Origin of the sequence: Dyella sp. A6, from assembly GCF_036320485.1 — a bacterium.
Classification (GTDB): Bacteria; Pseudomonadota; Gammaproteobacteria; order Xanthomonadales; family Rhodanobacteraceae; genus Rhodanobacter_A; species Rhodanobacter_A aluminiiresistens.
In genome coordinates this window covers 2,169,873-2,183,382 of the sequence record NZ_CP132911.1, presented here as the reverse complement: position 1 = coordinate 2,183,382, position 13,510 = coordinate 2,169,873, and the positions used below count along the sequence as shown (strand labels likewise).

14 protein-coding genes are annotated in these 13,510 nt (G+C 67.0%); all 14 read left to right on the top strand.

Features of this window, described 5'->3' with window-relative positions; translation table 11 throughout:
- The 14 genes from RA164_RS09715 (at nucleotide 1) to nuoG (ending at nucleotide 13,507) form a co-directional block, all read left to right on the top strand.
- Nucleotides 1–1,350, top strand: coding sequence for an aminodeoxychorismate synthase component I (locus RA164_RS09715; protein ID WP_329740653.1), 1,350 nt, complete (start codon nucleotides 1–3; stop codon nucleotides 1,348–1,350).
- On the top strand, nucleotides 1,347–2,162 hold the full coding sequence (gene pabC / locus RA164_RS09710) for an aminodeoxychorismate lyase (RefSeq protein WP_329740652.1): 816 nt from the start codon (nucleotides 1,347–1,349) through the stop codon (nucleotides 2,160–2,162). Before RA164_RS09715 ends, pabC begins: the two co-directional genes overlap by 4 nt.
- On the top strand, nucleotides 2,159–3,199 hold the full coding sequence (gene mltG, locus RA164_RS09705; protein WP_329740651.1) for an endolytic transglycosylase MltG: 1,041 nt from the start codon (nucleotides 2,159–2,161) through the stop codon (nucleotides 3,197–3,199). Before pabC ends, mltG begins: the two co-directional genes overlap by 4 nt.
- A complete protein-coding gene (tmk, locus tag RA164_RS09700) occupies nucleotides 3,196–3,834 on the top strand; it encodes a dTMP kinase (protein WP_329740650.1) in 639 nt (212 codons plus the stop codon). Before mltG ends, tmk begins: the two co-directional genes overlap by 4 nt.
- Entirely contained in the window at nucleotides 3,831–4,766 is a 936-nt protein-coding gene (gene holB / locus RA164_RS09695) for a DNA polymerase III subunit delta' (RefSeq protein WP_329740649.1), read from the top strand. Before tmk ends, holB begins: the two co-directional genes overlap by 4 nt.
- A 24-nt stretch (nucleotides 4,767–4,790) precedes the next feature.
- Entirely contained in the window at nucleotides 4,791–5,708 is a 918-nt protein-coding gene (locus tag RA164_RS09690) for a PIG-L deacetylase family protein (protein WP_329740648.1), read from the top strand.
- Nucleotides 5,709–5,805: 97 nt separating this feature from the next.
- Nucleotides 5,806–6,159 (top strand): PilZ domain-containing protein, encoded by a 354-nt coding sequence (locus RA164_RS09685; protein WP_329740647.1) that lies wholly within the window; start codon nucleotides 5,806–5,808, stop codon nucleotides 6,157–6,159.
- Nucleotides 6,160–6,387: 228 nt separating this feature from the next.
- Complete coding sequence (locus RA164_RS09680; protein WP_329740646.1) at nucleotides 6,388–6,744, top strand: NADH-quinone oxidoreductase subunit A; 357 nt, start codon at nucleotides 6,388–6,390, stop codon at nucleotides 6,742–6,744.
- A complete protein-coding gene (locus RA164_RS09675; RefSeq protein ID WP_329740645.1) occupies nucleotides 6,735–7,292 on the top strand; it encodes a NuoB/complex I 20 kDa subunit family protein in 558 nt (185 codons plus the stop codon). The genes RA164_RS09680 and RA164_RS09675 overlap by 10 nt, the downstream gene beginning before the upstream one ends.
- Before the next feature lie 10 nt (nucleotides 7,293–7,302).
- A complete protein-coding gene (locus RA164_RS09670; protein WP_329740644.1) occupies nucleotides 7,303–8,031 on the top strand; it encodes an NADH-quinone oxidoreductase subunit C in 729 nt (242 codons plus the stop codon).
- A gap of 1 nt (nucleotide 8,032) precedes the next feature.
- Nucleotides 8,033–9,289 (top strand): NADH-quinone oxidoreductase subunit D, encoded by a 1,257-nt coding sequence (locus RA164_RS09665; protein WP_329740643.1) that lies wholly within the window; start codon nucleotides 8,033–8,035, stop codon nucleotides 9,287–9,289.
- Nucleotides 9,290–9,310: 21 nt separating this feature from the next.
- Complete coding sequence (gene nuoE / locus RA164_RS09660) at nucleotides 9,311–9,838, top strand: NADH-quinone oxidoreductase subunit NuoE (RefSeq protein WP_329740642.1); 528 nt, start codon at nucleotides 9,311–9,313, stop codon at nucleotides 9,836–9,838.
- A gap of 4 nt (nucleotides 9,839–9,842) precedes the next feature.
- Nucleotides 9,843–11,183, top strand: a complete 1,341-nt coding sequence (gene nuoF / locus RA164_RS09655) for an NADH-quinone oxidoreductase subunit NuoF (protein WP_329740641.1) — start codon at nucleotides 9,843–9,845, stop codon at nucleotides 11,181–11,183.
- Nucleotides 11,180–13,507: an NADH-quinone oxidoreductase subunit NuoG gene (gene nuoG, locus RA164_RS09650; protein WP_329740640.1), complete on the top strand. Its 2,328-nt coding sequence runs from the start codon at nucleotides 11,180–11,182 to the stop codon at nucleotides 13,505–13,507. Before nuoF ends, nuoG begins: the two co-directional genes overlap by 4 nt.
- The last annotated feature ends 3 nt before the right edge of the window (nucleotides 13,508–13,510 follow it).

Genomic DNA, 13,510 nt, shown 5'->3' with positions numbered 1-13,510 from the left:
ATGTCCTGTCATTGCCGCATCCTCGGCGGCCGGCGCGACTTGCTCGCGCCGGCCGCTGCGTTTCCGGACCGATATCCGGCCTTGCTGGAGAGCGTGCAGTCCGGCACGCCGCAGGCGCGTTACGACATCCTGTTCGCGTTTCCTCAGGACAGCTTCCGGCTGGATGCCGATGGGTTGGTCCGAGACGATTCGGGCCGTGAGCGCGAAGGGCGATTTCTCGATGTGCTGGACACCGACTGGCAGGGGCAGCGCCGTCCTGCGGCAACGGATGGCCTGCCGTTTCACGGCGGCTGGGTCATGCTGCTCAGCTACGAACTGGTGGGGCAGGTCGAGCCGCGGCTGCAGCTGACGCCATCTGCCGAACTGCCGCTGGCACTGGCCCTGCGTTGCCCGGCGGCCATCATCGTCGACCACGCCAGTGGGCAGACCGTGCTGGTCGCCGAGGCCGGCCACGCGCACTTGCTGGATGCGCTGGAGGCCGATCTTGCCATCGCGGCAGAGACATTGCCGCTGCCCGCGCCGCTTGCGTTCGAGGAAGACCCGCCGCAGCAGTTCCTCGATGGCGTGGGCCGCATCCACCAGCATCTGCATGCGGGCGATATCTTCCAGGCGAATCTGTCGCGCGCATGGCGTGCGCGCTATGCCGAGGCGCCGGCAGCGGCTGCGTTGTACCAGGCGCTGCGCCAGGCCAATCCGGCACCCTTCGCCGGTCTGATGCAGCAGACGGGGTGGGCGGTGATCAGCTCCTCGCCGGAACGCTTGGTGGAGGTCCGCGACGGCGTGGCGCAGACGCGACCGATCGCCGGCACGCGCCCGCGACTGGCCGGCGATGACGACGTGGCGCGCATCCGCGAGCTGCACGCGCATCCGAAGGAACGCGCCGAGCACGTCATGCTGATTGATCTGGAACGCAACGACCTGGGACGCGTCTGCGTGCCTGGCACGGTCGAGGTGGACGAGCTGATGGTGGTGGAGAGCTACGCCCACGTGCACCACATCGTTTCCAACGTGCGTGGCCGGCTGCGTGCTGAGGTGACCCCGGGCGAGGCGATTGCCGCGGTGTTCCCGGGTGGCACCATCACCGGCTGCCCGAAGGTCCGCTGCATGGAGATCGTGGCCGGGCTGGAGCAGGCGCCGCGCGGCGCCTACACCGGCGCGCTGGGCTATCTCGACCTGTGCGGCGACCTCGATCTCAATATCCTGATCCGCACGCTGACGCTGGCCGGCGACACGGTCAGCCTGCGTGCGGGGGCCGGCATCGTGGCCGACTCGGTGGCCGAGAAGGAACTCGACGAAACCCGGGCCAAGGCACGCGGTCTGCTGCGTGCGCTGGGCATGGCGGACGCATGAGGCTGGTCAACGGGCAGGCGGCGGATGTCGTCTCGGCGGACGACCGTGGCCTGAGTTACGGCGATGGTCTGTTCGAAACGATCCGCTTCGTCGATGGACATGCGCCGTTGTGGGACCGTCACATGCAGCGTCTGCAGCTGGGCTGCTCACGGCTGCACATGCCGGCACCCGCGGCCGCGCAGCTGTTGGACGAGGCGCGGACGAGTCTGGCGGACATGCCGCATGCGGTGGTCCGCATCACGCTGACGCGCGGTGTCGGCGAACGCGGCTACGCCATGCCTTCGGTGCCGCGGACGACCCGTATCGTGGCGGCCTTTCCCATGCCGGTGGTCGATACCGGGCTGTATGCCGACGGGGTGCGCCTTCATCTTTGCGAAACCCGTTTGGCCGAACAGCCCGCGCTGGCAGGGCTGAAGCATCTGAACCGGCTCGAGCAGGTGCTGGCGCGCGCGGAATGGAACGACCCGCGGATGCATGAAGGCTTGCTGCGCGACGGCAGCGGCCGGGTGATTTCGGCGGTGTCGGCGAACCTGTTCGCGGTGATCGACGGTGTGCCGGTAACGCCGTCGGTGGCGCGTTGCGGCGTCGCCGGTGTGGCCCGGGCCGAAGTGCTCGACGCCTTGCCGCAGGCGCGGGTGCGTGAACTGTCCCTTGACGACTGCCGGCAGGCCGCGGAAATGTTCCTTTGTTCCAGCGTGCGCGGCATCCTGCCGGTTCAGTCCGTGGGCGCTACCGTGTATCGTCCGGGTCCGGTCGCGCGTGCGATGCAGGCACACTGGATCGAACTGGGTTTTCCGCTGGAGCAGGCATGAGTGGTCGCAAGACAGTCGGGGGGAAGGCGCACATCCGCGCCTTGATGCTGGTCGCGGTACTGGCGCTGGCCGGTGCGCTGGGCTGGGGCTGGCACGCGGTGACGCGTTTCTCGGACGCGCCCTTGCAGGTAGGAGCGACCGGGCAGCAGATCGACATTGCCCGTGGCACCAGTTTCAAGGAAATCGTCAGGGGTCTGCGTAGTCGCGGGGTGACGCATGCCTCGCCGCTGGCCTGGCGCCTGCTGGCCATGCGCATGCAGGTGACCGGACGCATGCATGCGGGTGAATACGCACTGCCGGCCGGCATCACGCCGCGCCAGCTGCTGCAGAACATGGCCGACGGCAAGGTCGTGCAGCACGATTTCACCATCGTCGACGGCTGGACCTTCAATCAGATGCTGCAGCAGCTGCAGAAGGCGCCGGAACTGAAGCACGACACCGTGGGCATGGACGATGCGACCATCATGCGTCGTCTCGGCGCGCCGGGCATGGCGCCGGAGGGCTGGTTCCTGCCCGAGACCTATGCGTACGTGAAGGGCGACACCGACCTCGATGTGCTCAGGCGTGCGCACCAGGCGATGCAGAAGACGCTGGCGGCGCTGTGGCCGAAACGTGCGAAGGACCTGCCGCTGAAGACCCCCTACGACGCGCTGATCCTGGCCTCGATCGTGGAAAAGGAAACCGGTCGCGCCGACGAGCGCGCGCGGATTGCCGGCGTGTTCGTGCGCCGACTCGAAAAACACATGCTGCTGCAGACCGATCCCAGCGTGATCTACGGCATGGGCGCGAAATACCACGGCGATATCCGCAGGGTCGATCTGACCACGGATACGCCCTACAACACCTACATGCATCCCGGCCTGACGCCCACGCCGATCGCCTTGCCGGGGACGCCGGCGATCGTGGCCGCCTTGCACCCCGCAGCGGGCACGGCCCTGTACTTCGTGGCGCGAGGCGATGGCACGCACGCATTCGCCGATACGCTGAAGGAGCAGGATCGCAATGTGGACTGCTACCAGCTGAAGCGTTGCCGATGAACGCAACACGCGGCCGGTTCATCAGCCTGGAGGGCGGCGAGGGTGCCGGCAAGAGCACCTTGCTGGCGGGCTTGCGCGAACGTCTGGAAGCGCACGGCGTGGACCTGTTGCTGACCCGCGAACCGGGCGGCACCGCGCTGGGCGAAGCAGTGCGCGGCATCCTGCTCGATCCGGCCGGCCGCGGCATGTGTGCCGAGAGCGAACTGCTGCTGATGTTCGCCTCGCGCGCGCAACTGGTGCGCGAGGTGATCGAGCCGGCGCTCGCTGCAGGCCGCTGGGTGCTGTGCGACCGTTACGTCGATGCCAGCTACGCCTATCAGGGTGGCGGGCGCGGGCAGCCGGTCGAGCGCATCGCGGGCCTGGAAGCCTGGGCGTGTCAGGGGCTGAAACCCGACCTCACCTTGTTGCTCGACCTGCCGGTGGCGACCGGTCGCGCGCGCGCTGCGGGTCGCGGCGAGGCCGACCGCATCGAAAGCGAGGCGGATGCCTTTTTCGAGCGGGTGCGCTCGACCTATCGCGCACGTGCCGCGGCGGAGCCGGCACGCTTTCGTGTCATCGACGCCAGTGCCGCGCCGGCCGATGTACTGCAGTCGGCATGGCAGGCCGTGACGCCGTTGCTGGGGAGCGTCTCGTGAGCGGCATGCCCTGGCATGTCGATGCATGGGCCCGGCTGCAGGCCACCCATGCGCGTGATGCCCTGCCGCATGCCTTGCTTTTGGCGGGCCCGACCGGGCTGGGCAAGCGTGCGTTCCTGGAGCGTTTCGTGCGCGGACTGCTGTGCGAACGGCCGGACGCTGGCGAGGCGTGTGGTCAGTGTCGCAGTTGCCTGCTGCTTGATGCCGGTACCCATCCCGACCGCGTCACGCTCAGTTACGGCCTGCGCAAGGATGGCGTGCAGCGCAGCGAAATCGTGGTGGACCAGATTCGTGGGCTCTCGGCGCGACTGGCGACTTCCAGTCAGTTCGGCGGCTGGCAGGTGGCGAGCATCGACCCGGCCGACGCCATGAATGTCGCGGCCGCGAATGCCTTGCTGAAAACGCTGGAGGAGCCGGCGCGGCAGACCATGCTGGTGCTCGTCGCCGATGCGCCGTGGCGCTTGCCGCAGACCATCCGCAGTCGTTGCCAGCGGATCGAGTTCGCCTTGCCGGCACGCGAGCAGGCGCTGGACTGGCTGCAGGCCGAGGGTGTGGGGTCGCCGGCGGCGGCGCTCGATGCGGCCGGCGGCAACCCCGGTCTGGCCCGCGCATGGGCGCAGCACGGCGCACTCGACCGTCGCCAGGAAGTGCGCAAGGACCTGGCGGCGCTGGCGGCCGGCCGTGGCGAGGCCATGGAGGTGGTGCGACGCTGGCTCGACAGCGAACCCGAGCAGCGCTTGTGGTTTGCCGCCCAGGCGACGGTCGACGAGCTGCGTGCACGCGCCAGTGGCCAGCCGGCACCCCTTTCCAGCGGTCTGGACGAAGAGGCGCTGGCCCGCTGGTACGAGCACGCCAACCGCGCTCGCGATGCCCTGCGTGGACCGTTGCGCGGCGATCTGCTGCTGCTCGACCTGCTCGGTCGCTGGCGCTGACCCCGGCCCGCTGCAGAGCCGCCCGTGCCGTGGCCAACCTTCTCCGCCTCGACCCGCCTGCTGGTGGTGGCGCCGCATCCCGATGACGAGACGCTGGCCTGCGGCGTACTGATGCAGCAGGTGCGCGACGCGGGTGGCACGGTGCACATCCTGCAACTGACCGACGGTGACAACAACCCGTGGCCGCAGCGCTGGCTGGAGCGGCGCTGGTGGATCGGCGCGCAGGAACGCCTGCGCTGGGGGCGGCGACGGCGGGCCGAGGTTGCCCAGGCGGTGGCGAAACTCGGCTTGCCGGCGTCCGCCCTGCAGTCGCTGGGCTGGCCCGACATGGGGCTGACAGGGCAACTCGTGCAGGACCCGGCTGGAGCCATGGCAGTGCTCGGTGCGGCGATCGACGCCTTCGAGCCCAACCTGGTGGCGCTGCCGGCTCTGGAGGACCGTCACCCGGACCATGGTGCGGCCCATGTGCTGTGCCGGCTGGCTTTCGATGCGCGCGACCTGTCACCTGCCGGGCTGGCCTATCCGGTGCACGGTCAGCCTTTGCCCGGGGCGGTCATGCTCGCCACGGCCTCGTCCGGACAGCAGCAGGCCAAGCTGGATGCGCTGCGCGAGCACGTTACCCAGATGACGTTGAGCGGCGACCGGCTGCTGCGCCTGGCGACACGCCCGGAGCAATTCGTTCCGCTGGAGACCGGGGCATCGACGCCCGAGGCCGGGCCGTTGCCATGGTGTCCACCCCGATGGCTGCAGCCTTTCCTGCGTGTGCTGGTGGCCGATGCCGCGGGCGTGACCGATCACGCCTGGGGTGACGTCGTGGTTGCGGGCGACGGTGGCTATCGGCTGTCGCTTGCCCGTCGCGCATCCGGCTCGCGCTTCGCCAAGCTGCACCTGGACTGGCCCTCGCCGTGGATTTTCGACGTCTGGGGCTGGTGTCGCGTCTGAGCCGGGCAGGGAGGATCGCTTGCCGCTTTGCGCGCGGGGCCGCCCGTCGCTACGATGCGCGGATGCCGTCCGGCACAGCAATACAGGGGAAGCGGGCATGAACCCGGTCAGCGCCCGACAGGGCATCATTTCGTTGAAGTTCAAGGATGCCGCCGCGCTCTACGGTGCCTACATGCCGTTCCTGAAGCAGGGCGGGCTGTTCGCGCCAACGGCGCAAACCTACGCGCTGGGCGACGAGGTCGTGCTGCTGATCAACCTGATCGACGCTGGCGAGCGGCTGTCGGTGGCGGGCAAGGTGGTGTGGGTCACTCCGGTCGGCGCGCAGGGCAACCGGACCGCCGGTATCGGCGTGCAATTCAACGAATCGCCCGACGGCGAAGTCGCCCGCAGTCGCATCGAAGCGCTGCTGGCGGGCGTGCTCGGTTCCGAGCGACCCACGCTCACCATGTAATTGTTGTGCCTCATGGGCACATTTATGGCGCTTTTTCGGGCGTCAAGGCTTGTCGTCCTACCTATACGCACTGGTACAATGTATCGGTTCCCGAGCTCGCATCGTGGAAATTCGGACGTCCGTACCATGTCGTGCGGATGACCTGGACCGCAAGGTCCGCCCCGAGGTAACGGGCCGTTTTCCCCAACGGTCACTGATGCGCCAGACGGCGCGGAGGTAGGTTTCATCGTGCTTGCCGAATATTGGCCTGTCCTGCTTTTCATCCTTGTCGCCGTCGGCCTGGGTATCGCGTTGCTGGTGATCGGCATGCTTGCCGGCCAGCGTCGCCCCGAGTCGGAGAAGCTGTCGCCCTACGAGTGCGGCTTCGAGGCCTTCGAGGACGCCCGCATGCGCTTCGACGTGCGCTACTACCTGCTGGCGATCCTGTTCATCATCTTCGATCTGGAAATCGCCTTCCTGTTCCCATGGGCGGTGGTGTTCAAGCAGATCGGCCTGACCGCGCTGATCGAGATGGCGCTGTTCCTGCTGCTGCTGGTGATCGGTTTCGCCTACGTCTGGAAGAAGGGAGCACTCGAATGGGAGTGATGTCCGCCATCGATCGGGTGATGCACAACCCGCAGCCGTTGAATCTGGTGGACGACATCCTGCGTCCGGCCGGCGACAACCCCGTGGTACAGCGTGGCTTCGTGACCACCAGCGTCGACGCGCTGATGAACTGGGCGCGTACCGGCTCGATGTGGCCGATGACCTTCGGTCTGGCCTGCTGTGCCGTGGAGATGATGCACGCCGGCGCCGCGCGTCTGGACCTCGACCGCTACGGCGTCGTGTTCCGTCCGTCGCCGCGCCAGTCCGACGTGATGATCGTCGCCGGCACGCTGGTCAACAAGATGGCCCCCGCGCTGCGCAAGGTCTACGACCAGATGCCCGACCCCAAGTGGGTGATCTCGATGGGCAGCTGCGCCAACGGCGGCGGCTACTACCACTACTCGTATTCGGTGGTGCGTGGCTGCGACCGCGTGGTGCCGGTGGATATCTACGTGCCGGGTTGCCCGCCGACGGCCGAGGCCCTGATCCACGGCATTCTGCAGCTGCAGAAGAAGATCCGCCGCACCAGCACCATCGCGCGTTCCTGAAGGCGTCGCCATGACCGACATGCAAAATAATTCGCTGGCCGGGCGCCTTGCCGCACGGTTCGGCGAGACGCTGAAGATCAGCACCGTCCGCAACGAGACCACGGCCGAACTGGCCGCTGCCGACCTGATCGCCGTGGCCACCGCGCTGCGTGACGAGCCGGAGTTCCGCTTCGGCGAACTGGTCGACCTGTGCGGTATCGACTACCTCGGCTACGGTCAGACCGAGTGGGACACCACCGACGTCTCCTGGACGGGCTTCTCGCGTGGCGTCGAGGGCGAGGCGATGGGTCGCTTCGACTGGGCCGACCGCCCGCGCGACGTGCAGCAGCCGAACCGCTTCGCCGCGGTGATGCACCTGTTGTCGATCGAGAACAACCAGCGTCTGCGCCTGCGCGTGTTCTGCGCCGACGACGCGTTGCCGGTGGTGCCGTCGGTGACCGGCATCTGGCCGGGCGTGAACTGGTTCGAGCGCGAGGCGTTCGACCTGTACGGCATCATTTTCGACGGTCATCCCGACCTGCGCCGCATCCTTACCGACTACGGCTTTGTGGGACATCCGTTCCGCAAGGACTTCCCGCTGGTCGGCAACGTAGAGGTCCGCTACGACCCCGAACAGAAGCGCGTGGTGTACGAGCCTGTCTCGATCGAGCCGCGCGTGCTCGTGCCGCGCACCATCCGCGACGACGCCGACCTCTTGCAGGCCAAGGCCGAGGCCTCCGACGACTGGCGCAGGAACTGACATGGCCCAGGAAATCCGCAATTACACGATGAACTTCGGCCCGCAGCATCCGGCTGCGCACGGCGTGCTGCGCCTGGTGCTGGAAATGGACGGCGAAACCATCGTCCGCGCCGATCCACACGTGGGCCTGCTGCATCGTGGTACCGAGAAGCTGGCCGAATCCAAGCCGTTCAACCAGTCGATCGGCTACATGGACCGCCTCGACTACGTGTCGATGATGTGCAACGAGCACGCCTACGTGCGTGCCATCGAGAACCTGCTGGGGATCGAGGCGCCGGAGCGGGCGCAGTACATCCGCACCATGTTCGACGAGATCACGCGCATCCTGAACCACCTGATGTGGGTGGGTTCGAACGCGCTCGACCTGGGCGCGATGGCGGTGTTCCTGTACGCCTTCCGCGAACGCGAAGAGCTGATGGACTGCTACGAGGCGGTGTCCGGTGCGCGCATGCACGCCACCTATTACCGTCCCGGCGGTGTCTACCGCGACCTGCCGGCGCACATGCCGCAGTATCGCGAGTCGCCCTGGCACAAGGGCAATGACCTGAAGCGTCTGAACAGCTGGCGCGAAGGCTCGATGCTCGACTTCCTTGACGCCTTCACCAAGGACTTCCCGGGCAAGGTCGACGAGTACGAGGAACTGCTCACCGGCAACCGCATCTGGAAGCAGCGCACGGTCGGCATCGGCGTGGTCTCGCCCGAGCAGGCGCAGGCCTGGGGCATGACCGGCGCGATGCTGCGCGGCTCCGGCGTGGAGTGGGATCTGCGCAAGAAGCAGCCGTATGCGAAGTACGCCGACGTGGATTTCGACATCCCGGTGGGCGTCAACGGCGACTGCTACGACCGCTATCTGGTGCGCGTCGAGGAACTGCGCCAGTCGAACCGCATCATCAAGCAGTGCGTGGACTGGCTGCGTGCCAACCCCGGCCCGGTGATGGTGGACAACTACAAGGTGGCGCCGCCCAAGCGCGAAGACATGAAGGAGAGCATGGAAGCGCTCATCCATCACTTCAAGCTGTTCACCGAGGGCTATGGCGTGCCGGCCGGCGAAACCTACTGCGCAGTCGAGGCGCCGAAGGGCGAGTTCGGCTGCTACCTGGTTTCCGACGGTGCCAACAAGCCGTTCCGCGTGCACCTGCGTGCACCTGGCTTCGCCCATCTTTCGTCGATCGACTCCATCGTGCGCGGCCACATGCTGGCCGACGTGGTGGCGATGATCGGCACCTACGACCTCGTGTTCGGCGAAGTGGATCGCTGAGCCGGCACGACGGAGAAACGCATGAAAGCCACCGGACATTACGATCAGGTCAAAAACGTCGATCCACTCGTCGTGCTGACCGAGCATACGCGTCACCACATCGACCACTGGCTCACCAAGTTTCCGCCGGACCGCAGGCGCTCTGCGCTGATCCAGGCGCTGTTCGCCGCGCAGGAGCAGAACCAGGGCTTCCTCACCGACGAGCTGATCACCGCGGTGGCCAGATACCTCGATCTGCCGGCAGTGTGGGCCTACGAGGTGGCCAGCTTCTATTCGATGCTGGAGACCAAGCCGGTCGGCCGCAACAACGTGGCGATCTGCACCAATATCTCGTGCTGGCTCAACGGCGCCGGGGATCTGGTCCGTCACTGTGAAGATAAGCTGGGCATCAAGCTTGGCGAGAGCACCCCCGACGGCCGCATCTACCTGAAGAAGGAAGAGGAATGCATCGCTGCCTGCGTGTACGCGCCGGCGATGACGGTCAACGGGCATTATCACGAGCGGCTCACGCCCGAGAAGCTCGACGAAATCCTGGACGGGCTGGAGTAAGACGATGGCGAACAGCACCACCGGTCCGGTCGGACCCGCACCCCAGGACCATCAGGTCGTCTACACCACGCTGCATTTCGACAAGCCGTGGGCGATGGACAACTACATCCAGATGGACGGCTACAAGGCGTGGAAGAAGATTCTCGCCGAGAAGCCCGATCCGGCAGGCCTGATCGAGGAAATCAAGAAATCTAACCTGCGCGGCCGTGGCGGCGCGGGCTTCCCCACCGGCCTGAAGTGGTCCTTCATGCCGAAGGGGGACATGCAGAAGTACATCCTGTGCAACTCCGACGAGTCGGAGCCCGGCACCGCCAAGGATCGCGACATCCTGCGCTACAACCCGCATTCGGTGATCGAGGGTCTGGCGATCGCCTGCTACTGCACCGGTTCCTCGGTGGCGTACAACTATCTGCGCGGTGAGTTCCACCACGAACCGTACGAGCACTTCGAGGAAGCGCTGAAAGAGGCCTACGCAGCCGGTCTGCTGGGCAAGAACATCCAGGGTTCCGGCGTCGATGTGGACATCTATGCCGCGCTGGGCGCCGGTGCCTACATCTGCGGCGAGGAAACCGCGATGATGGAATCGCTGGAAGGCAAGAAGGGCCAGCCGCGCTTCAAGCCGCCGTTCCCGGCCAACTTCGGCCTGTACGGCAAGCCCACCACCATCAACAACACCGAGACCTACGCCTCGGTGCCGGCGATTCTGCGCAATGGCGCCGACTGGTTCCTCAACCTCGGCAAGCCGAACAATGGCGGTCCGAAGATCTTCTCGGTTTCCGGCCACGTGGCCAAGCCGGGCAACTTCGAGATCCGCCTCGGCACGCCGTTTGCGGACCTGCTCGAAATGGCTGGCGGCATCCGCAACGGCAACAAGCTGAAGGCGGTGATCCCGGGTGGCTCCTCGATGAAGGTGCTCAACGCCGAGGAGATGATGTCCGCCACGATGGACTACGACTGCCTGCAGAAGCTGGGCTCGGGCCTGGGTTCCGGCGCGGTGATCGTGATGGACGACACCACCTGCATGGTGAAGGCCTGCCATCGCATCGCGCAGTTCTACCACGCCGAATCCTGCGGCCAGTGCACGCCCTGCCGCGAGGGCACCGGCTGGATGTTCCGCGTGCTGACACGCATCGTGGAAGGCAAGGGCACGCAGGACGACCTGCATCGCCTCAAGGCCATCGCCGGCCAGATCGAGGGCCATACCATCTGCGCGTTCGGCGAAGCCGCCGCGTGGCCGGTGCAGGGCTTCCTCGCCAAGTTCTGGAACGAATTCGAATATTACGTGCAGCATGGTCGCTCGATGACCGAGGACCAGCTTGCCGCCAACCGTGGAGTCGCTGCATGAGTGCGCAGCCCACCAGCAATGCCTCGCTCGATCTCGTCAACATCGAGATCGACGGCAAGCCCACGCAGATCCGCAAGGGCGCGATGATCATCGAGGCGGCTGATGCCGTCGGCATTTCCATCCCGCGCTTCTGTTACCACCGCAAGCTGCCGATTGCCGCCAACTGCCGCATGTGTCTGGTCGACGTCGAGATGGGCGGTCGGCCGATGCCGAAGCCGCAGCCGGCATGTGCCACGCCGGTGGGCGAGGGCATGAAGGTCACCACGCGTTCGGACAAGGCGCTGAAGTTCCAGAAGGACGTGATGGAATTCCTTCTGATCAACCATCCGCTGGACTGCCCGATCTGCGATCAGGGCGGCGAATGCGAACTGCAGGATGTGGCACTGGGCTACGGTCGCAGCGTGTCGCGCTACACCGAGCGCAAGCGCGTGATCGCCGACGAGAACCTGGGCTCGCTGGTCGCCACCGAGATGACCCGCTGCATCCAGTGCACACGCTGCGTGCGCTTCACCAGCGAAATCGCCGGCACCTACGAGCTGGGCGGTATGAGCCGCGGCGAGAACCTGCAGATCGGCACCTACATCGGCAAGACCGTCGAGACCGAGCTGTCGGGCAACATCATCGACGTCTGCCCGGTCGGTGCGCTGACCAACAAGCCGTTCCAGTTCAAGGCACGTGCCTGGGAACTGGTCGCCAAGCCGTCGATCGCCTATCACGACGCGCTGTGTTCCAACCTGTGGCTGCACACGCGCCGAGGCGAAGTGCTGCGCACCGTGCCGCGTGACAACGAGTCGGTCAACGAGTGCTGGTTGTCGGACCGCGATCGTTACAGCTACCAGGGCATGTACGCGGCCGACCGTATCGGCTCGCCCGAAGTGAAGCGCAATGGCCAGTGGCAGCCCACCACCTGGGAAGATGCGCTGGGCATGGCCGCCGAGGCGCTGAAGGCCGCGCCGGGCAGCGAACTGGGCGTGCTGGTGAACCCCGCCACGACCAATGAGGAAGCCGACCTGCTGATGCGCCTGGCGCGCGGCCTGGGCAGTGCCCACGTCGACCACCGCCTGCGCCAGCTCGACTTCGCCGACAACGCCGTGGCCAGCCGCTTCGGCCTGCCGGTGGCCGAGGTCGACCAGGTCAAGGCCGCGCTGCTGGTCGGCTCCGACCTGCGCCGCGAGATGCCGCTGCTCAACCATCGCCTGCACCAGGCGAGCAAGAAGGGCGCCAAGGTCTACGCGGTCAATCCTGCCGACTTCGGTTTCAACTACAAGCTTGCTGGCGCCGAGATCGTGCCGCCGCAGGGCATGGTCGATGCCTTGCTGGCCGTAGCCAAGGCCGCAGTGGCCGAAGGTGCTGCCGCGCCGGCGGCACTCGCCGCGGCGATCGGCAACGTGTCCAGTGACGCGGGCGACCACGCGACGGTGGCCGCGCTCAAGTCCGGCAAGGCCGTGGTGATCCTCGGCGAGGCTGCCTCGACCCATCCGCAGGCTTCGTGGCTGCGTGCGATCGCGCGCTTCATCGCCCAGGCGACCGGCGCGGCCTACAACGAGCTGCCGGTCGGCGCCAACGCGCTGGGTCTGGCCCAGCTCGGCGTGGTGCCGGGCAATGGCGGGCTGGACGCGCAGGCGATGCTGGCCCAGCCGCGCAAGAGCTACCTGCTTTACGGTGTGGAGCCGCCGCACGATTTCGCCGACGGCGCGCAGGTGCTCAAGGCACTGTCGCAGGCACAGCAGGTGGTGGCCTTCAGCGCCTTCGCCAGCCCCTCGCTGCGCGAGGTGGCCGATGTGATCCTGCCGATCGCGCTGCTGCCCGAGATGGAAGGCACCCTGGTCAATGTCGATGGTCTGGCGCAGAGCGTCCAGGCGGGCGCGAAGGCGCCTGGCATGGCGCGTCCGGGCTGGAAGGTGCTGCGTGCCCTGGGTGGCGCGATGCAGTTGCCTGGCTTCGAGTTCGATGACCTGGCGGGCCTGCGTGACGGCATCGTTTCGCGCGAAGTGGCCACCCGCGACGCGCTTGCCGAACGTCATCCGGTCGCCGGCCTGAGCCGTCTCGCGACGTGGCCGATCTACCGCAGCGATGCGGTGCTGCGCCGTGCCGGCGCGCTGAATGCGCATCCGCTGAACCGCGCACCGGCCGCACGCGTCAATCCTGCCGTGGCGGAACGACTCGGCCTGGCCGACGGCGCACGGGTGCGCGTCGACGGTATCGATCTGCCGCTGGTCGCCGATCATGCCGTGCCGGATGGCGCGGTATGGATCGAAGCCGCGCAGGACTCCACTGCCACGCTGCCGCCCTATGGCGCAGCCATCACCCTGAGCAAGGCGTAAGGT

Excerpts from the sequence above, each read along its gene's own strand:
- RA164_RS09715 (WP_329740653.1), top strand. The coding sequence starts at position 1 with ATGTCCTGTCATTGCCGCATCCTCGGCGGCCGGCGCGACTTGCTCGCG.
- pabC (WP_329740652.1), top strand. The coding sequence starts at position 1,347 with ATGAGGCTGGTCAACGGGCAGGCGGCGGATGTCGTCTCGGCGGACGAC.
- mltG (WP_329740651.1), top strand. The coding sequence starts at position 2,159 with ATGAGTGGTCGCAAGACAGTCGGGGGGAAGGCGCACATCCGCGCCTTG.
- tmk (WP_329740650.1), top strand. The coding sequence starts at position 3,196 with ATGAACGCAACACGCGGCCGGTTCATCAGCCTGGAGGGCGGCGAGGGT.
- RA164_RS09685 (WP_329740647.1), top strand. The coding sequence starts at position 5,806 with ATGAACCCGGTCAGCGCCCGACAGGGCATCATTTCGTTGAAGTTCAAG.
- RA164_RS09675 (WP_329740645.1), top strand. The coding sequence starts at position 6,735 with ATGGGAGTGATGTCCGCCATCGATCGGGTGATGCACAACCCGCAGCCG.
- RA164_RS09670 (WP_329740644.1), top strand. The coding sequence starts at position 7,303 with ATGACCGACATGCAAAATAATTCGCTGGCCGGGCGCCTTGCCGCACGG.
- RA164_RS09665 (WP_329740643.1), top strand. The coding sequence starts at position 8,033 with ATGGCCCAGGAAATCCGCAATTACACGATGAACTTCGGCCCGCAGCAT.
- nuoE (WP_329740642.1), top strand. The coding sequence starts at position 9,311 with ATGAAAGCCACCGGACATTACGATCAGGTCAAAAACGTCGATCCACTC.
- nuoF (WP_329740641.1), top strand. The coding sequence starts at position 9,843 with ATGGCGAACAGCACCACCGGTCCGGTCGGACCCGCACCCCAGGACCAT.
- nuoG (WP_329740640.1), top strand. The coding sequence starts at position 11,180 with ATGAGTGCGCAGCCCACCAGCAATGCCTCGCTCGATCTCGTCAACATC.